Raw genomic sequence first — 16650 nt, 5'->3', positions numbered from 1 at the left:
CCGTCAGGCCCGCGCGGCACGGGTGTCCATCAACGCCTCGGCGCGCGCCGCAAGCGCGGGCGCGCCCAGTTCGCGGGCGGTCGTTGCGGCCTCGACCAGTGACATGCCGATCCCGGTGGCCTGATGTCCACTCAAGCGGCCGAGCGCCAGATGGACGTGGGCCATGGCGATCTGGTCAGCGGCCCAGTCCAGCGGCGTCTCATGGCCGGATTGATCGGTCAGGCGGCCGCGCAAACGGGCCGCGAGCGTGGACAGGGTCTTGCGGTCGCCGTCCGCCTCGGCCAGTGCCGCCTCCCGGGCAAAGCGCCGCTCCCGCGCCAGAGCCCCCAGGATCAGACCGCTGCCTTCGCTGAGGGCCTGGGCCAGGGCCAGACTGGACAGGGATGATGCCGGATCAGAGCGCACGATCTGGATGGCGACCCAGTCCAGCGGACTGTGATCCGGTGTGAACTCATCAGCCGCCGCCTCGAACATGGCCTGACCCTGTTGCATCGCTTCGGCATCACCGGCCAGTTCGGCCAGCGCCTTCATCCCCGCGCCGCACAGGGTCAGGGCTTTGGCGCGGGTCAGGGGGCGATATTCGGGAGTCGAGCCTTCGACGATGCTGCGCAGGTCGCGGCCGGCCTGGTCAAGCAGCCGGGCATCCCGGCGGGCGACACCGGCCTCGAGTGCCAGTCCGGCGCGGTCCAGTCGAACATCATCGGCGATCGGGGAATTGTCCGGGGTCAGCCCGTGAAGGGCCACGTCCAGCAGGGCTGCGGCATCGAGCAGATCTCCGGGATCCCCTGACAACCGGGCCTCCCGGGCGCGCAGGCGCGCGTGGACGACCGTAGCGGCACAGGTGGTTTCAGCCCGACGAAGCGCACCGAGGGCCGCGATTTCGCCAAGCGCCCGGGTCAGGTGCCGGGCTCCGCCGCACAGATCGAATTGCAGCATTCCGGTCGCGGCAGCCTCGATCGCTGCACGTGCGGTCTGATCGTCGCTGCCGGCGGCCCGGGCCGCATCGGCGGCAGACTGGTGCGCCCTTTCCAGGCTTGATCCGAGACCCGTGCGGCGTGTGTGTTCGCGCCACAGGGCACCGGCCCGCAGATAGGCCTCGAAGGGATGGGCACAGGAGACGCGCCCGGCGTCGATCGACTGCTGGCGGGCCTCGACCCGCACCAGATCGGCACTGATCAGTTCGAGCCAGCTCAGGTCGTCGCTATCGCGCGCCTGGGCGAACAGTTTTCTCAAATCCCTGCCGAATTCGAACATGGGCTGGCGCTTCCGTCCCGCATCGGGACCCTGAACGCGGTCCCGGGCTTCACACAGCAAGCACAGCGCCGCGACGGTGAAACCGTCGAGCGGGCCGGGTGTTCCGTCGGTCGAGACACGAGCCGGCGCTATCTCGCCGGCGTGTTCGAGCGACGGGCCTCGCCGGGCGCGCCGACCCCGGGATCAGCCCCGTTCCTTCGTCTTGGTGAAGGCCAGTTTGGGGAAGCGTTCGCCGACATAGCCGGTTTCCCAGCTCGACTTGGCCAGGAAGACCGGGTCGTCGTCGATGTCGCGGGCCATCTGCGGGCGGTATTTGCCCATGAAGTCCTCGAGATCGGCCTTGTCGCCGCCCAGCCAGCGGGCCTCGGCCCAGGGGGAGGGCTCGAAGATGACGTCGAGGCCGTATTCCTCGCCCAGACGGTCGGCCATGACCTCGAACTGCAGCTGGCCGACAGCCCCGACGATGAAGTCCGCGCCCATTTCGGGGCGGAACAGCTGGGTCACGCCTTCCTCGGCCAGGCCGTCCAGCGCCTTGCGCAGATGTTTGGCCTTGAGCGGATCCTTGACCCGCACGCGCTGCAGGATTTCGGGGGCGAAATTGGGCAGGCCGGCGAAGCGGATCAGGCCGCTTTCCGACAGGCTGTCACCGACGCGCAGCACGCCGTGGTTGGGAATGCCGATGACGTCGCCGGCATAGGCGTCGTCGGCCAGTTCGCGGTCCGAGGCGAAGAACATGATCGGAGCATTCACCGACAGCTGTTTGGCGGTGTTCTGGACCTTGAGCTTCATGCCGCGCTGGAACTTGCCCGAGGCCATGCGGAACATGGCGATGCGGTCGCGGTGGTTGGGGTCCATATTGGCCTGGACCTTGAAGACGAAGCCGGTGACCTCGGCCGCGCCGGGCTCGACGATGGTCTCGACCGGTTCGGGCGCATTGCGGGCCCCGGCCAGCGCCCCGTATTTGCGGGCCTTCATCGTCTTGGGCGGCGGGGCCCATTCCCCGATGGCGGCCAGCAGTTCGTCGATACCGAAATGGCGCAGGGCCGAACCCCACAGCACGGGGGTCATATGGCCCTCAAGGAAGGACTGGCGGTTGAAAGCCGGATAGCCGCCGGTGACCAGTTCGGCGGCGTCCAGCATGTCCTGATGCTCGCCGTCCTCGAAATACCGTGCGGCCTCGGTCAGGGGCAGGGCCTCGGGATGGGGCTCGTCGACCACAGCACCGGGCACCTTGCGGGCGTAGGGCTGGAAGCGACCCGTGCCCATCTCGACCATGCCGCGCAGGCGGTTGCCGCTCTGGGCCGGCCACCAGATCGGGGCGGGGTCGAGGGCCAGGCGTGAGGCGATCTCGTCCAGCAGCGCCATCGGGTCCTGGGCCTCGCGGTCCAGCTTGTTGATGAAGGTGATGATGGGGATGTCGCGCAGGCGGCAGACCTCGAACAGCTTCAGGGTCTGGGGCTCAATGCCCTTGGCGGCGTCCAGCACCATGATGGCGCAGTCGGCGGCGGTCAGGGTGCGATAGGTGTCTTCCGAGAAGTCCTCGTGCCCGGGCGTGTCGAGCAGGTTGAACATCTTGGCCCCACCGTCCTTTGTGGTGTGCTCGAACGTCATCACCGAGGCGCTGACCGAGATGCCGCGTTCTTTCTCGATCTTCATCCAGTCGGACTGGGTGCGGCGGTTCTCGCCGCGCGCGCGCACGGCTCCGGCGGCACGGATGGCCCCGCCTGCGAGCAGGATATGCTCGGTCAGGGTGGTCTTGCCCGCGTCGGGGTGGGCGATGATGGCGAAGGTCCGGCGACGGCCGGCCTCCTCGGCGAGCGTGAGTTTCGACATGGCGGCGGGAGGTAGCGCGTCAGGCGACGGAAGTCACTCGCCGGAAGCGTCCGGGTCTTCTTCTCCGGCGTCGGGGGCGATCGGCAGCGGTTCATCCGGGCGCGCCGCGAGTCCGGCTCTCTGCCGCGCTTCGCCGAGCAGGGCCCGGACGGGTGCCAGACTGTCACCGCCATGGGGGTTATTGGCGACAGGCTCCAGCAGGGCGATGACCTCGGGATAAAAATCACGAGCCATCAGGGCCTGGGCTGCGCGGTACCGGACGGTCGACACCTGGGGTGCGAGTTGGACAGCGACGTCGAGGGTGTCGAGATCATTGTCGGTCGGATAGTCGAAGGCCCTCATGCGACTGTCGGCCAAGGCCATAAGGATACGATAGTCTTCGGGATCAGAACGATAGGCGCGACCGAGCAGGGTCCTGGCCTGAGCGTAGAGGTGGTCCCTTTCGGCCGGGTCAATTTCGTCTGCCGCCGCCTGAGTCATGCGGGCCCGGGCCGTCAGTCGCAGAGCGTCTGCATCGGCGGGGGCAGCGACAAGGATCGGGGCGAGTGTTGCCTCGGCGGCCCGGGGGTCGTCATTTGAAAGTTGAATCTTGGCGAGGACAATCCCCGCCAGCCGGTCGCCTGGATAGCGCGCGGCGATGGATCTGATGCGGTCGAGGAGTTCGGCCTTGTCCGCCGGTGCTACAAAGCGATCGACCCTCAGATCAAGCCAGATCAGGTCACGGGCGCTGGTAGGCATGACCGAGACGGTTACTTCGGCCGTCGGCAGGGCCATGGGCACGGTAAAATAGGTGATGCGCCGCAGGTAGGACTGCAGATCGCCTTGCAGCTCTGATGGTGTTCGGTCGATCGTGCCGTCCAGGGCCGCGATCGGATCGGCCCCGCTTGCGACAGCGGCAAGATAGAGACCCAGCCGACGCTTTCGTTCCGGCGTACTCATCAGGTAGCTGGTCAGGGCCCAGGCCTGGGCATAGTAGCCGGGGCCCTGACCCGAGGTTAGTTGGGCAGAGCGCGACCCCAGGACGGCCTCCATGGGCACCCAGGAGTTTGACTGAACCAGCGAATTCATGCGGCCACGACTGTGCATGCCAATCCGCGCCCGGTCTGATGTCACTTCCGCGGTCGCATGATATTCGGCGAAGCCTTCGACGAACCATCCCGGATAGGCACCGGGCATGTTGGCCAGCATGAAATGGTGGCCGTATTCATGAAAAAGGGTGCGGTCCCCTTCACTGCGCCGCTGGTCGACGACCGCGAACACCCGGCTATCTCCGGCGCTGTAGAAGCCCCCGATGCCGGAGCGCAGCGTCGGGTTGATCTGACGCAGTTCGGACAGGCCGTCGGCAATGTAGATTTCGAGCTTGCTCGACACGGTTCCGGCGGCGTTCGGGTAATAGTGACGCAGCATGGCGTCGAACCGTTCGATCTTGCGAGTATAGTCCCGCAGCGATTGTTCGCTCATGTCGCCATAGACGATAAAATGGGGACTTTCGGCACGCCGCCACTCGGCGTGGGCCGGGGATGTTCCCATAGTGAGGACGGCAATGCCCAAGGTCAGCGTCAGCAGGGTGCCGCGGCCGGCGCGGACGAGGACGGACAGCAATCCGGGCAACGGGCATCTCCGGCAACTATGAGTTGCCAGCTATCGCCGGAAAAGGTGGCCGTTCAAGCTCTTTTTCAAGAGGAGCTATCGGAGGTCAGGCCGCCATACGGTTCCAGACGGCGCGGTCGGCCGTGACGGCGTCGAGCTGGCCCTTGGCGTCGCGACGCTGGAGCTGTTTCAGGACTGCCGGGGGCAGGGCGCAAAAGCGCGGTTCGACCAGTTCCGGCGCGCAATTCTGTGCCGGGGCGGCGAACAGGGCCGCGTTGACCTCGGGGCTACGGTCGGCGATCAGCCAGGCCAGTCGCCGGGCCCGGACCGGGTCATTGCGATGCAGCAGCGGGTCTTCGGAGAACAGTTCGCAGCCGAGCTCCAGCACATAGTCCAGACCCAGCTTCTCGAACCGGCGTGCATCCGCAGGCGTGACCGGGCAGGTCTCGTCAAGATCGAACACAACGTCGTTGAGAAGAAACAGCATATAGCAAACCCACCATCACCGGACGTGTTTCCATCCGTTGATCTGACCCTAGGCGCGGTTCACTTGCGGTCCGGTTCACGAACGCGGTTAAGTCTTTACGACCAGAGGGATGGGTCGTTCATGTCTGGTCAGCGACTTTTTCGGTGATGAAGTGGCGACCGTCGCGGTCCTCGATCTCGACCACCCACAGGTCGCTGTCAAAACCGATCTGGCGCTGGATATAGGCGTCCAGTTCGGACTCGACTTCGCTGGTCACCGGCTGGATCCACAACCGGTCGCCGTCGGCCCCGAAGGCTTCTGTATAGAGGCGCGCGCGACGGGCCGAGGTGTCGAAGGCCTTGACGATGACGGTGCCGGCACGGTCGTCGCCGCGTCGCACCACCGTGGCGAAGGCTCCGCCCAGCTCGGCGCGGCGGATCAGGGCGGACACCCACAGGTCGCTCGAAAGAAGCAATTTGATAACCTTACTCGGCAACGGGACCGGAACGCGTTGGGTCTAGGGTGGACCGCATGACAATAGGTCGTCACACCCGAACCGCCAAAGCCGCCGTGATCGCACTGCTGCTGACGGCTGCCCCGGGCACAGCGCTGGCGGAAGCGTCCGGCCCTTATTACGAGCGCAGTTTCGTCCTGGCGGCCGATGAACGGTGCGGCCTGTTCCATCAGGACGTGGGGGCGGCCCTCGCGGCGGCCACGCGGCAGGCCTACAGCGCTGCCTTGCGCGCGGGAACGGCGGAGGCTGAGCTGCGGACCGTGGCCGCCCGGGCCCGTGCTCGCGCCGCCACAGTGTCCTGCACCGACTCCGAGCTGGTGACCGTCAAACAAAGGGTGGAGCAGGCCTTTTCGGGCTGGGTCCGGATGCCGAGCATGACCTTTCCAGGGGTACGCGCCGACTGGACGGCCAACAGGATTGTCTCGGTCCGACCCAGTTGGCGGTTGATGCAGGGATCGATGACCGGGGCCTCGCCGGTGACCATCGGTTATACGGCCGGTGAGATCAGTGACCTTCTGACCGCCGTGGTTTCGTTTCATGGCCGCCCACGACCCTATGCCGCCCGCATCGTCATGCGCGATCCGGCCCGTTCGCCGCGGGCCTGGCTGGGAGGGGCTTCGGACCTGCCGCCGGAATCGGTGCGGCGGGGCTACTGGGCGGTGACCTATGGTGCGGCCGAGGCTGAACTGCTGACCGATGGCAAACGCACTGGCGAAGCCTGGCGCTTTCCGGCCGAGGTTGCCGCGGCCCTCGAGCAGCTGGACCCGCGCGAGTCCTTTGCCGTGGAATTCCATTTCCGTGACAACAGCGTCGCCAGCGTAACCTTCGAGGCGGGTGATTTCGCCGCCGGCCGGGCGTTTATGGCGATGGGGCCATTGGGCGGGCGTCAGTCCTGAGTCGGCCGGACGGCGGTCTCAGTGCCGCGTTGTAGAGCTGCCGGCCGTCGGCAGGGGGATGACCTCGGCACCGCCGGGCGGGACCGGTGTCCGGGCCGGGACGACCACCGGCAATCGAACCGTGACGGCCGTGCCCTCACCAAGGGTGCTTTCGATGGACATGCTGCCGCCGTGCAGCTCGGTCAGGGCGCGCACCAGTGACAGACCGAGACCGGTTCCCTGGGCCCGCTGCTCGATGCCGCCGGCTTGTTCAAACGGCCGTCCCAGACGCTTCAGGTCTTCGGCCGCCACGCCGACACCCGTGTCGGCGACGATGATCTCGAGATAGGGGCCGATGGCCTCAACCGTCACGGTGACCGACCCGTGGGCCGGAGTGAATTTGATGGCATTCGACAGCAGGTTCAGCAGGATCTGCTTCAGCGCCCGCCGGTCGGCGGCGACCTCCAGCTGTTCGGCCGGCAGGACGCCAGCCAGCTCGACATTCTTTTCGTCGGCCGACAGCCGCACCAGGGTGATGCCGGCCGAGACCGCATCGCGGGCGTCGAACCGTTCGATCGACAGCGGGTAGCGGTGGGCGGCGATCTTGGACACGTCCAGCACGTCGTTGATCAGGTCCAGCAGGTGCCCGCCCGCCTCATGGATGGCATCGGCGTATTCACCGTATTTGTCCGGCAGGGGACCGAACAGGCGCTGACGCATGATGTCCGAGAAGCCGAGCACCGCGTTCAACGGCGTACGCAGCTCATGACTCATATTGGCCAGGAACCGGCTCTTGCCCGCGTTCTGGGTGTCCGCTTCGATGCGGGCGGTCTCGAGGCCCAGTTCGCGGGCATACTGGTTGGTGGCATCAAAGGCCTGGGCGATCAGCCGGGCCGGACCCGGAACCGTGGTTGTCGTCCGCTCGTCGAGGCGGCGCAGGTTCAGGATCACCCGCCGGTCCAGCGCCAGACGCGGAGCGAAACGGACGGTCGCCTCCCCGCCCTCCAGCGCCCGTTCCATCGCAGAGAGAACGATGGGTCGATCAGGCGCGTGGACGGCGGCGATCAGGCCCTGGGAGAACAGGGGGTCGATCGGCAGGGCCGGCGGCGGTGTGCCATAGGCGGCCACGACCTGGCCGGACGGCTCCAGAACCAGGGTGATGCCCGGTTGACCGGCAAGCAGGGATTCGACCCGGGTCACCTTCGCTTCATTCGCTGTAAATTGTGCCTCACGAGCCCGCCAGGACAGGCGCAGCCCGAGGGCGGCAGCGGCGGCGACCATGATTGCTGACACGGCAGCGATCAGGGGCGCGTCAGGCCAGGGGGCAATAAAATAGGCCGAGGCCAGGCCTGTGGTCGTGGCCAGCACGACCCCGAAGACCCCGCTCAGGGCCAGTTTCTGACTGCCCATGGCGATGCCGACGGCCATGGGCATGAAGATGAAGCCGACCAGAGGTCCGTTCAGCCCTCCCGACAGGGCTGCGGCGAGGATCGAGGCCAGGCTCCACAGGGCCAGGCCGCCGGCACGTTGGTCGGGGCCGTCCCGGACCAGCAGGCCGAGTCCGGCGATACCGGGGACAACCATGGCCACAACGCCGTAGAATATCGGTCCGTCCAGACCGCCGAGCCACCGTCCCCCAAGGGCCAGCAATGCCGCGGTTACGGCCCAGGCGGCATGCCAGGCGGCAAGGGCCGGCAGGTCTCCGGCAGGCGGAGACGTGGCGGGCGATCCGTCATGTTTGTCGGGAGGCGTCAAACGGGGTCCGGAAATGAATGACGGCGTAGCGCCGGGTGAAGTTCAGGCGAGCCGTAAAGTCTAGCCCTCCCCGCGAGTCGGCTAAAGGCCGCACCCGTTTCAGGCGACTGATGATCCGGGATGGTCGATATTGCCTGGGGATCACGGCCCCGGTTGTCGTTAATGCGCCGGGGGACTATCTGCCCCGGATGACCGTCACACCATCCACGATCGAGGATACCCTGGCCGAATTGGTGGAGGAATTCGACCTGCTCGGCGATTGGGAGGCCCGGATCAGTTATGTCATCGATCTCGGCAAGGAGCTGGAGCCCTTGCCCGACGTCGACCGGGTAGAGGTCAACAAGGTGTCCGGCTGTGCCGCACAGGTCTGGCTGGTCGACCGGTATGAGAACGGTCGGCTGCGTTTTCTGGCGGATTCAGACAGCGCCATTTCCAAGGGCAATATCGCCTTGCTGCTCCGACTCTATTCCGAACGCGCCCCGGCAGAAATACTGGCCTTTGATGCCCGCGCCGCCCTGGACCGGCTGGGCCTGCCCCAGGCCCTGACCCGGCAGCGGGCCAACGGGCTGAACAGTATGGTCGGCCGCATCCGGGCGGCGGCTCTGGCGATCGCCTGAAACGGGAGTTCAGGACTGTGACTGCTTAGGGTCACCCAAGGCCGTAATGCTCCGCCAGAGCCTGGAGGCCGAGTTTCAGCAGGGTCTTGCCCTGGCGTCGACGCAGGCCGAGCCCGGACTCGGCCAGCTGGATTGACGATTCCCGGATACACACACGGTCGACAATCTGCCGCAGACGGGGCCCGCAGGCGACCAGGGCCGCCTCGACGCGGCGGGCGGCCGACAGGGCCTGGTCCGAGGGTTCGACCCGGGCCGAGCTGCCACCGCCCGAGCGGGGCAGGGCGTCCCAGCGCATCGTCAATGAGGGCCCACGCAGGGCCAGTTCAGCATCCATGCGCAGCCGCTCGCCGGCTGCCAGCTCGATGCCGGTCAGCCATGGTCGACCGGCAGGGTCCTTGCGGCGGGCCAGCCAGGCCAGGGGTGACTCGCCGAGGTTGGCGCGGTGCCGGATCAGTCGGCCGTCGGGTTGAACCCGAGTCCGTTCACCGTCGATCCAGCCCGGGCGTCCGGGCGGCGGCGCGGCCACGTCGGTCTGCAGCGTCCGGGCGATCCAGCCGCCACCGCGGCGCTCGCGAAGGCCCGGATCAGCGATCAGAGCGCGAAATCCGGCTTCATCCAGACGCAGGGTGACCCGGGCGCGACGGTCGCCACCCAGTCGCAGGGCATAGCCGTCTCCGGATGCTTCCAGCCAGGCCCCGGCCCGTGCCATCAGGTCGCGGGCGCGCCCGACACGCCCCTTCATGACGTCAGCTCGCACGGCGGTGCGTCGCAGATCTCGCGGGCGCAGGTCTCCAGCCGGTCAAGCCAGAGGTCCAGTGCCGGCCGGTCGCGTTCATCCTCGACCCAACGGCAGGCGGCCGACGCCGTTGCCCGATTGAGGCCGAAGGCATGGCTGACCCGCTCCAGCGGCCAGCCGAAGGCGATATGGGTCAGGTAAATTGCCAGCCAGCGCGCCCGGCACGCCAGGGAGCCTCGATTGTGACGTGCGCCCATGCGTTCCGCTGATACGCCGGTCGCCGCCGCGACCATCTGGGTCACCAGGGCGGCCCGGATCCGGTCGCCCTCGGTCACCGGCACTCTGTACCCATCCACCACCCTGGTTTCTCCATCGCGGGTTTCCGATCCGGTCAGCCTACGCGTCGCCCGGGATATGATGGGAATATTATCCTATCTAACGTCACAACCGGTCGCAGTTCCAGTGCGACCAACGGTTCGGGTGGGGATGGATGCGCGGATTTCCGGGAACGCGGCCGGTCTTCGGGGGTGGCTTCAAACAGCATCAGCAGAAAAATGTCTGCCGCTTGACTCGAGCCCCTCGACGCCGATTCGCAAATCAGCCTACGATTCGCCTCAATGGGGTGATGTTAACCCTTCTTAAGGTTTTGAGCGATTAACCTCCGAACAAGGTTACCGATGCTCGATTAACCTGTACAGATATCAAGCTTTGCCTGGAGGGGCACGAATGCGCGTTCTGCTTATCGAAGACGATCACGCAACGGCCCAAAGCATCGAATTGATGCTTAAGTCGGAAGGGTTCAACGTCTACACGACGGATCTTGGCGAAGAAGGCATCGATCTGGGTAAGATCTATGACTACGACCTGATCCTGCTTGACTTGAACCTGCCGGACATGAACGGCCTCGAGGTTCTGCGCCAGCTGCGCGTCGGCAAGGTCAATACGCCGGTGATGATCCTGTCGGGCTCGAGCGAGATTGAGACCAAGGTCAAGACCTTCGGCGGCGGTGCCGACGACTATATGACCAAGCCCTTCCACAAGGATGAGCTGATCGCGCGCACCCATGCCGTGGTCCGTCGTTCCAAGGGGCACGCCCAGGCGATCATCCACACCGGCGAGATCGCCGTGAACCTGGATGGCAAGACGGTCGAGGTGCACGGCCACCGCGTTCATCTGACGGGCAAGGAATACCAGATGCTGGAGCTGCTTTCGCTCCGCAAGGGTACGACCCTGACCAAGGAAATGTTCCTGAACCACCTCTACGGCGGCATGGACGAGCCCGAGCTGAAGATCATCGACGTGTTCATCTGCAAGCTGCGCAAGAAGCTGGCGACAGCGGCCGGCGGCAAACATTATATCGAGACCGTCTGGGGCCGCGGCTATGTCCTGCGCGATCCGTCGGAAAGTTCGGCCCCGGCTCCGAGCAGCGCCGCCGCCTGATCCATTTCTGAACCGATTTTCGAAACGCCCGCCGACAACCCGGCGGGCGTTTTGCTGTTCAGGCTGGACCAGGAGCCAGGGTCAGTATGGCTTGGAGCCCACCCTCCGGACCATTTCGCAGCACCAGGGTGGCTCCGGTGGCATTGGCCATCCGTCGCGCAATGGTGAGTCCAAGCCCGGTGCCACCGCTTTCCCGTGAGCGTGACGTCTCGAGCCGTAGGAAGGGTTCGAACACTGCTTCGAGCTGGCCCTCGGGCACACCCGGCCCGGAATCCGTGACGGTGATACACGGTACTCCCGCTTCATTGACACCGCACCGCACCAGGGCCGCGCCGCCATGGATTACGGCGTTGTCGACCAGGTTCGCCAGGCAACGTTTCAGCGCGTTGGGTCTCGCCCGCACCACCCGTCCGTCACCGCCTCCGAAACGTACCGGCTGACCGGCGTCGGCAGCGTCCTCGCACAGGGCCATGATCATCGTGTCCAGATCCAGTCTTGCCCACGGCTCCACCGACTCTCCGGCGCGAGCGAGGTCCAGTCCTTCCCGTACCAAGATTTGGGTCGCCGTGAGATCGCCGATCAACCGCGCCCGCAACTCACTATCCGCCACCTTTTCGATACGAAGCCTGAGTCGAGTCAGGGGGGTCTGCAGGTCGTGGGCGATGGCGGCGAGCATCCGGGTCCGTTCGTGCAACATGACTTTAAGCCGCCGCTGCATGGCATTGAAGGCCATCGCGGCCTCACGCACCTCGCGCGTGCCTTCTTCCTTCAGGGGCGGGTTGTCGATGTCTTCGCCCAGAGCGACGGCGGCGGCGGAAAGCCGGTTCAACGGGCCGGACGCCAGCCGCGAGGCCAGCCAGGCGGTCAGGACCGTTATCAAAAGCATCGCGATCATGAAAGACAGCCCGACACTGTCAGCGGCTAGCGGCGTGGGCCCTGCCGGAAGGCTGACCGTCAGGGGAATGATCCGGGATTCCTCACGCGACCCGCCGGCGACCGTCAACGTGAGGAGGCGGCACCGTGGGGCTGACCTGTCGGTACTGTTCCGATGAGGCCAATTCGCGTCGCAGGCACCGGACGAAACTTCGTAAGCGGCGACCCGAATGCCATCCAGTCCGCGGCGGTCAAGGGCGGCGGCGACCGCTCGGGCCAGTTCCAGGTCATTGTGACCGACGCCAACCCCGGTTGTTGTCACCGCCGAAGGTGTCTGACCCGAGTTGATGGCATTGGCTGCCAGATCCCCAGCCCGTTCGGCGGCATTGAAGACATGCAGGTGGGCCAGGTTGCTCCGATGGGTGGCGTCAGACACGATCAGGGCCGCGGCGGCGGCGATCATTACGCCGCCGAGCAGCACCAGGAAAATCCGGCTTGCGAATGTGTCAAAGGCGCTCGTCATCTAGGGCTCAGGAACTCCATGAGACGGTGGCGGCCAGCATATAGCCGAGACTGCGCACAGTCTTGATCAGGCTGGGGGAACGGGCATCATCGCCGAGTTTTTGGCGCAGACGGCTGACCCGCAGGTCAATAGCGCGGTCATCAGCGTCGGACGGGAAGGTCCGCTCGCGCAACTGCTGGCGTGTCAGGGGCCGACCGGCGTGCTCGATCAAGGCATCCAGTAGGTCGAAATCGGCCGTTGACAGCATCACCAATCGGCCATCTGCAGCGGTCACCGCCCGGGCGTCCCGATCCAGCAACCAGTCGGCGAAGCGCACATGTTGGGCGGAGTCGTGACGAAGACGGGGCGGGAGGGCGGCGGCGCGACGCAAGACGCTACGGATCCGGGCGATCAGTTCACGCGGCTCGAATGGTTTCGCCAGGTAGTCATCAGCGCCCATCTCCAGACCAACGATCCGGTCGATCGGATCGCCTCGTGCCGTCAGCATGATCACCGGAATGGAGGAGGTTGCGCGTAATTGCCGACATAGGCTGAGGCCGTCTTCGCCCGGAAGGCTGAGGTCCAGCACGATTAAATCTACAGACCTTTCCGCCAAGACGGATCGCATAGCCCGACCGTCCCCGGCCTTCAGCACCCGGAACCCATGGGCGGAAAGGTGCTCGGCCAGAAGGGCGAGGATATCCCTGTCGTCATCGACGATCAGAAGAGTCGCGTCGGGGTCTGCGGATGATGTCATCGCTACAACGATGGCCCCACGGGGCGAGCCTTGTCGCGCAAAATTTTATGTCGGCACCTGTCATCAAGCCAACTGGATACATTGGGTCACGAAATAGGCGGCTGTCGACACATGCCGATACCATTTCGCCCACTTGAAGCCAGCGTGCGGGCCGAAAAGACAGGTGTCCGGTGATCGATCGGACGGAAAACCACCTTTCAAGAAAAGGATACCTTCCATGACGTCACTTCGTTCCAACACCGTGTCGGTGTTCGGTGCCAGCGCAATCGCTGTTGCACTTCTGGTCGCGGGCACAGCCTCCGCGTCACCCCAAGCGGCATCTACTCCGGCCCGCCCCGCCGTCGCTGCTTCGGCCCGCCCCGCCGTCGCTGCTTCGGCCGCCTCCGGCAACGGCTCGCAAGCGACGAGCGGCGTCGACCACCGCCGTCATCACCGCGGCAATGCCGCACGGCGCAACCACGCCTCGACCTCGACCGCCACTGCACCGACGAAAAAATAGTCGAACCCTCCGCCGCAAGGTCACCCGCCGGAACATCCGGCGGGTGATCGGCAGTATTGGAGTCAGGACTGGAAGCCGTCGGCCAGGGCCCCGAACATCGGATTGGGTCGCCCCGCGGCATTGAACAGCAGCGGGCTGTCCCGACCGTCGTCACGTTCTCCGCGCCGCAGCCAGCTGTCGGTGTCGCGGATGCCCCAGACCGTGAAGGCGAAGCGCTGCGCCGCCGGAAGATCTGAAAAGGCCTGGGCCAGTTCGGTGACACGGGCCTGTTGGCGCGCCAGTTTCTGGCCCGGGGAGCGGGTGTCGAGACGGCGCTCGCTGTTGAGCGAGGCGTCGAGTTCTGAAACATGAATCGGCAGGCCGAAGGCCGCAGCGTCGCGCATGAAGGCGGCTGTCTGGCCGGCGGGAATGTCGATGTCGAGATGGGACTGGGTGCCGATGCCGCCGATCGGAGCGCCGGCCCGCAGCAGGCGCTCCACCGTGCGCAGGAAGGTCGCGCCCTTCCGCGGATTGTTTTCGAGATTGTAGTCGTTGAGGAACAGCACGGCACCCGGATCGGCCAATTTCGCCTGTTCGAAGGCGCGGATCATATAGCCGTCCTGACCCAGCGCCCGGCTCCAGTGGCAGTCGCGCAGGCCGTTCCCGTCCTCAGCGATGGCTTCGTTGACGACGTCCCAGCTGGCGACCCTGCCGCGGTACCGGCCCGCGACGGTGGCGATATAATGGTCATATGCGGCCGCGAACCGGGCCTGGTCGAGGCCGGCGAAGGCTTTGACCCCTTGTGAGAACCAGATCAACGCATGGCCGTGCAGACGCATTCCGTTGGTGGCGCAGAAGGTGGCGAGCCGGTCCGGGGCCTGGAAACGGTAACTGCCGTCATCGCTGAGGATATATTCCATCTTCATCTCCCACTCGGGCGTGAGCTGGGAGAAATGGGTGGTGGCCAGCCGAACCCAGCGCGGGTCGTCGAGCTGTCCGGTCATGGCACAGGTGCCGACCGGGAAGGGTACGCGGGACTTCAGGGGGGCGGGATCAGCAAGTGAAGATTGGGCGACCGCATCCCTGCGGCAGGCCGCCAGTGCCAGAGGCGCGGCGAACAGGGCGCGTCTGGTCGGCGCGCATCGGGTCGTTGTGGCCAGTGGCCTAGCCGACACGCCGCCTCAGGCCCATTTCGTCGAGGACGGCGGTTTCGCGCTTGTTGACTGCGGCGATGGCGTTCAGGCGGGTAGTTTCGGCCACGTGTTCGAACTTCTTGAGTTCTTCGAAGGCTCCGGTGAGGGCGTCGCGGGCCCCTTCTTCCTCGATGTCGAGTGTGTGCACATCGGCCTCGGCGGCTTCCCGGCGCATCTTCCAGCCGTTCAGATAGGCCTGGAGCAGGATGGCAGCGTCGGCGTCGGTCCGCGACTGTTCACGCTCAAGCTGGGCTTCGGCGTCCAGCACGGCGATGCGCATTTCGGCGGAAACCCGGCGCGCGGTGATTTCGGCCAGGCGCTTCTGGAGGGTCTCGACCTCATAGTTCGAGATGCGGATCAGTGAATGGGCCCAGGCGGTCATGCGTATTCTCCGGTCACTGCACCATTCCTTGGTTCAGAATAGTTTCCAGACGGTCAAAGGAATCGGCCAATCGTGTCGTTTCGTCCTTGTCCTGGCCGAGGAAGGCTTCCAGATCCGGGTTGAGAGCGATGGCGCGGTCGACGATCGGATCGGCCCCGGCACGGTAAGCTCCGATGCGGATCAGTTCTTCCATATTGGCATAGGCACTGAGGCACTGGCGGGCGCGACTGTTGAGTTCACGCTCGGGCGGCGTTTGGCAGGCGGGCAGGGTCCGGCTGACGGATTTCAGCACGTCGATGGCCGGGAAACGCCCACGCTCGGCGATCTTGCGGTCCATGACGATGTGGCCATCGAGAATCCCGCGTACGGCGTCGGCGATCGGCTCGTCATGGTCGCCGCCGTCGACCAATACGGTGAACATGGCCGTGATCGGGGCCGCTGTGGTGCCGTCGGGGCGGATCGGGCCGGGACCGGCGCGTTCGAGCAGCTTGGGCAGTTCCGAAAAGACGGTCGGCGTGTAGCCCTTGGTGGTCGGGGGTTCGCCGGCGGCGAGGCCGATCTCGCGTTGGGCCATGGCGAAGCGGGTGACAGAGTCCATAAGGCACAGGACCTCCAGATCCTGATCGCGCAGGAATTCGGCGATAGCCATGGTCATATAGGCAGCCTGACGCCGTTTCAGCGCCGGTTCGTCCGAGGTGGCGACGACAACAATGGCCCGTTTCAGGCCCGCCTCGCCGAGGGTCTCCTCGATGAACTCCCGAACCTCCCGGCCCCGTTCGCCGATCATCCCGACAACGACCACGTCACAGCTGGCCTGACGCGCCAGCATCGACAACAGAACCGACTTGCCGACCCCCGAACCGGCAAAGATGCCCAGTCTCTGACCGCGGCAGGTGGTGGTGAAGACATCCATCGCGCGGACACCGAGGTCCAGCCGCTCGCCCACCCGACCGCGCGAATGCGCCGGTGGTGGCGGCGCGCGCAGGGGGTAGCCCGCCGGGCCCTGGGGCAATGGTCCCTTGCCGTCGATGGGGTCGCCGAAGGAGTCGATGACCCGCCCCAGCCAGGCCGTGGTCGGGCGGACGGTGGCGACCCGGCCGGTAATGTGGATGTCGGCCCCAGGGGCCACGCCCTCGACCGGACCGAACGGCATCAGCAGGGCCTTGGAATCGCGGAAGCCGACGACCTCGACCGGCAGGGGGGACTGGCCGCGCCGTGCGATTTCGGCCCGGGCTCCGACGGCCAGACGCGACAGGCCGCCCTTTGACTCGATCAGCAGACCGCTGACGCCGGCGACCTTGCCGGTCACGACCAGCGGGTCGATCGCATCGATGGCAGCGACGAGTGTACGCAAGAAAAAGGCCCCGGATCAGTCCGTTAACGAT

17 protein-coding genes are annotated in these 16650 nt (G+C 66.0%); 4 read left to right on the top strand and 13 right to left on the bottom strand.

The window, feature by feature from the left end; genetic code table 11:
- Positions 1-3 precede the first annotated feature (3 nt).
- The 5 genes from AAC050_RS01760 to AAC050_RS01740 all read right to left on the bottom strand — a co-directional run bounded on the left by AAC050_RS01760 (position 4) and on the right by AAC050_RS01740 (position 5618).
- Positions 4-1254, bottom strand: a complete 1251-nt coding sequence (locus AAC050_RS01760; protein WP_339913324.1) for a hypothetical protein — start codon at positions 1252-1254, stop codon at positions 4-6.
- Between the two features lie 183 nt (positions 1255-1437).
- Positions 1438-3087 carry a peptide chain release factor 3 gene (locus AAC050_RS01755; protein WP_339913323.1) on the bottom strand — a complete coding sequence of 550 codons (1650 nt, stop codon included), beginning with the start codon at positions 3085-3087 and terminating at the stop codon, positions 1438-1440.
- Positions 3088-3120: 33 nt separating this feature from the next.
- Entirely contained in the window at positions 3121-4698 is a 1578-nt protein-coding gene (locus tag AAC050_RS01750; RefSeq protein WP_339913322.1) for a hypothetical protein, read from the bottom strand.
- An 85-nt stretch (positions 4699-4783) separates the two neighbouring features.
- Positions 4784-5164, bottom strand: a complete 381-nt coding sequence (locus AAC050_RS01745) for a hypothetical protein (RefSeq protein ID WP_339913321.1) — start codon at positions 5162-5164, stop codon at positions 4784-4786.
- Between the two features lie 118 nt (positions 5165-5282).
- Complete coding sequence (locus tag AAC050_RS01740) at positions 5283-5618, bottom strand: DUF1491 family protein (RefSeq protein ID WP_339913320.1); 336 nt, start codon at positions 5616-5618, stop codon at positions 5283-5285.
- A 56-nt stretch (positions 5619-5674) separates the two neighbouring features.
- Between AAC050_RS01740 and AAC050_RS01735 the strand changes: the two genes are divergently transcribed.
- A complete protein-coding gene (locus AAC050_RS01735) occupies positions 5675-6553 on the top strand; it encodes a hypothetical protein (protein ID WP_339913319.1) in 879 nt (292 codons plus the stop codon).
- An 18-nt stretch (positions 6554-6571) separates the two neighbouring features.
- Here AAC050_RS01735 and AAC050_RS01730 read toward each other — a convergent pair whose 3' ends face one another.
- Entirely contained in the window at positions 6572-8287 is a 1716-nt protein-coding gene (locus tag AAC050_RS01730; protein WP_339913318.1) for a HAMP domain-containing sensor histidine kinase, read from the bottom strand.
- A 188-nt stretch (positions 8288-8475) separates the two neighbouring features.
- Between AAC050_RS01730 and AAC050_RS01725 the strand changes: the two genes are divergently transcribed.
- Positions 8476-8904, top strand: a complete 429-nt coding sequence (locus AAC050_RS01725) for a SufE family protein (RefSeq protein WP_339913317.1) — start codon at positions 8476-8478, stop codon at positions 8902-8904.
- 31 nt (positions 8905-8935) lie between these two features.
- Here AAC050_RS01725 and AAC050_RS01720 read toward each other — a convergent pair whose 3' ends face one another.
- On the bottom strand, positions 8936-9646 hold the full coding sequence (locus AAC050_RS01720) for a DUF6456 domain-containing protein (RefSeq protein ID WP_339913316.1): 711 nt from the start codon (positions 9644-9646) through the stop codon (positions 8936-8938).
- Positions 9643-9996, bottom strand: a complete 354-nt coding sequence (locus tag AAC050_RS01715; protein ID WP_339913315.1) for a chromosomal replication initiator DnaA — start codon at positions 9994-9996, stop codon at positions 9643-9645. Before AAC050_RS01715 ends, AAC050_RS01720 begins: the two co-directional genes overlap by 4 nt.
- A 370-nt stretch (positions 9997-10366) precedes the next feature.
- Here AAC050_RS01715 and AAC050_RS01710 point away from each other — a divergent pair, with 370 nt between their 5' ends.
- On the top strand, positions 10367-11080 hold the full coding sequence (locus AAC050_RS01710) for a response regulator transcription factor (protein WP_339913314.1): 714 nt from the start codon (positions 10367-10369) through the stop codon (positions 11078-11080).
- A gap of 58 nt (positions 11081-11138) precedes the next feature.
- On the opposite strand, the gene AAC050_RS01705 is transcribed toward AAC050_RS01710, so the two are convergent.
- Together AAC050_RS01705 and AAC050_RS01700 are read right to left on the bottom strand one after the other, a co-directional pair.
- Positions 11139-12476: an ATP-binding protein gene (locus AAC050_RS01705; protein ID WP_339913313.1), complete on the bottom strand. Its 1338-nt coding sequence runs from the start codon at positions 12474-12476 to the stop codon at positions 11139-11141.
- Between the two features lie 7 nt (positions 12477-12483).
- Positions 12484-13212 carry a response regulator gene (locus AAC050_RS01700; protein WP_339913312.1) on the bottom strand — a complete coding sequence of 243 codons (729 nt, stop codon included), beginning with the start codon at positions 13210-13212 and terminating at the stop codon, positions 12484-12486.
- 217 nt (positions 13213-13429) lie between these two features.
- Here AAC050_RS01700 and AAC050_RS01695 point away from each other — a divergent pair, with 217 nt between their 5' ends.
- Positions 13430-13711, top strand: a complete 282-nt coding sequence (locus AAC050_RS01695) for a hypothetical protein (RefSeq protein ID WP_339913311.1) — start codon at positions 13430-13432, stop codon at positions 13709-13711.
- Between the two features lie 62 nt (positions 13712-13773).
- On the opposite strand, the gene AAC050_RS01690 is transcribed toward AAC050_RS01695, so the two are convergent.
- The 3 genes from AAC050_RS01690 to fliI form a co-directional block, all read right to left on the bottom strand.
- Complete coding sequence (locus AAC050_RS01690; protein WP_339913310.1) at positions 13774-14694, bottom strand: endo-1,4-beta-xylanase; 921 nt, start codon at positions 14692-14694, stop codon at positions 13774-13776.
- Between the two features lie 160 nt (positions 14695-14854).
- Positions 14855-15265 carry a flagellar FliJ family protein gene (locus AAC050_RS01685; protein WP_339913309.1) on the bottom strand — a complete coding sequence of 137 codons (411 nt, stop codon included), beginning with the start codon at positions 15263-15265 and terminating at the stop codon, positions 14855-14857.
- 13 nt (positions 15266-15278) lie between these two features.
- Positions 15279-16619 carry a flagellar protein export ATPase FliI gene (fliI, locus tag AAC050_RS01680; protein WP_339913308.1) on the bottom strand — a complete coding sequence of 447 codons (1341 nt, stop codon included), beginning with the start codon at positions 16617-16619 and terminating at the stop codon, positions 15279-15281.
- Between the last annotated feature and the right edge of the window lie 31 nt (positions 16620-16650).

This window comes from uncultured Brevundimonas sp. (assembly GCF_963974615.1).
In the GTDB taxonomy this organism is placed as follows: Bacteria; Pseudomonadota; Alphaproteobacteria; order Caulobacterales; family Caulobacteraceae; genus Brevundimonas.
Note: the sequence above shows the minus strand (reverse complement) of the source record. Positions and strands in the feature narration are given on the sequence as shown.

What these genes read in the sequence shown, in the direction of transcription:
- AAC050_RS01705 (WP_339913313.1), bottom strand. Translation starts at nt 12,476, where the DNA reads ATGACGAGCGCCTTTGACACATTCGCAAGCCGGATTTTCCTGGTGCTG.
- AAC050_RS01755 (WP_339913323.1), bottom strand. Translation starts at nt 3,087, where the DNA reads ATGTCGAAACTCACGCTCGCCGAGGAGGCCGGCCGTCGCCGGACCTTC.
- AAC050_RS01760 (WP_339913324.1), bottom strand. Translation starts at nt 1,254, where the DNA reads ATGTTCGAATTCGGCAGGGATTTGAGAAAACTGTTCGCCCAGGCGCGC.
- AAC050_RS01695 (WP_339913311.1), top strand. Translation starts at nt 13,430, where the DNA reads ATGACGTCACTTCGTTCCAACACCGTGTCGGTGTTCGGTGCCAGCGCA.
- AAC050_RS01735 (WP_339913319.1), top strand. Translation starts at nt 5,675, where the DNA reads ATGACAATAGGTCGTCACACCCGAACCGCCAAAGCCGCCGTGATCGCA.
- AAC050_RS01725 (WP_339913317.1), top strand. Translation starts at nt 8,476, where the DNA reads ATGACCGTCACACCATCCACGATCGAGGATACCCTGGCCGAATTGGTG.
- AAC050_RS01690 (WP_339913310.1), bottom strand. Translation starts at nt 14,694, where the DNA reads ATGACCGGACAGCTCGACGACCCGCGCTGGGTTCGGCTGGCCACCACC.
- AAC050_RS01745 (WP_339913321.1), bottom strand. Translation starts at nt 5,164, where the DNA reads ATGCTGTTTCTTCTCAACGACGTTGTGTTCGATCTTGACGAGACCTGC.
- AAC050_RS01710 (WP_339913314.1), top strand. Translation starts at nt 10,367, where the DNA reads ATGCGCGTTCTGCTTATCGAAGACGATCACGCAACGGCCCAAAGCATC.
- AAC050_RS01700 (WP_339913312.1), bottom strand. Translation starts at nt 13,212, where the DNA reads ATGACATCATCCGCAGACCCCGACGCGACTCTTCTGATCGTCGATGAC.
- AAC050_RS01720 (WP_339913316.1), bottom strand. Translation starts at nt 9,646, where the DNA reads ATGAAGGGGCGTGTCGGGCGCGCCCGCGACCTGATGGCACGGGCCGGG.
- AAC050_RS01685 (WP_339913309.1), bottom strand. Translation starts at nt 15,265, where the DNA reads ATGACCGCCTGGGCCCATTCACTGATCCGCATCTCGAACTATGAGGTC.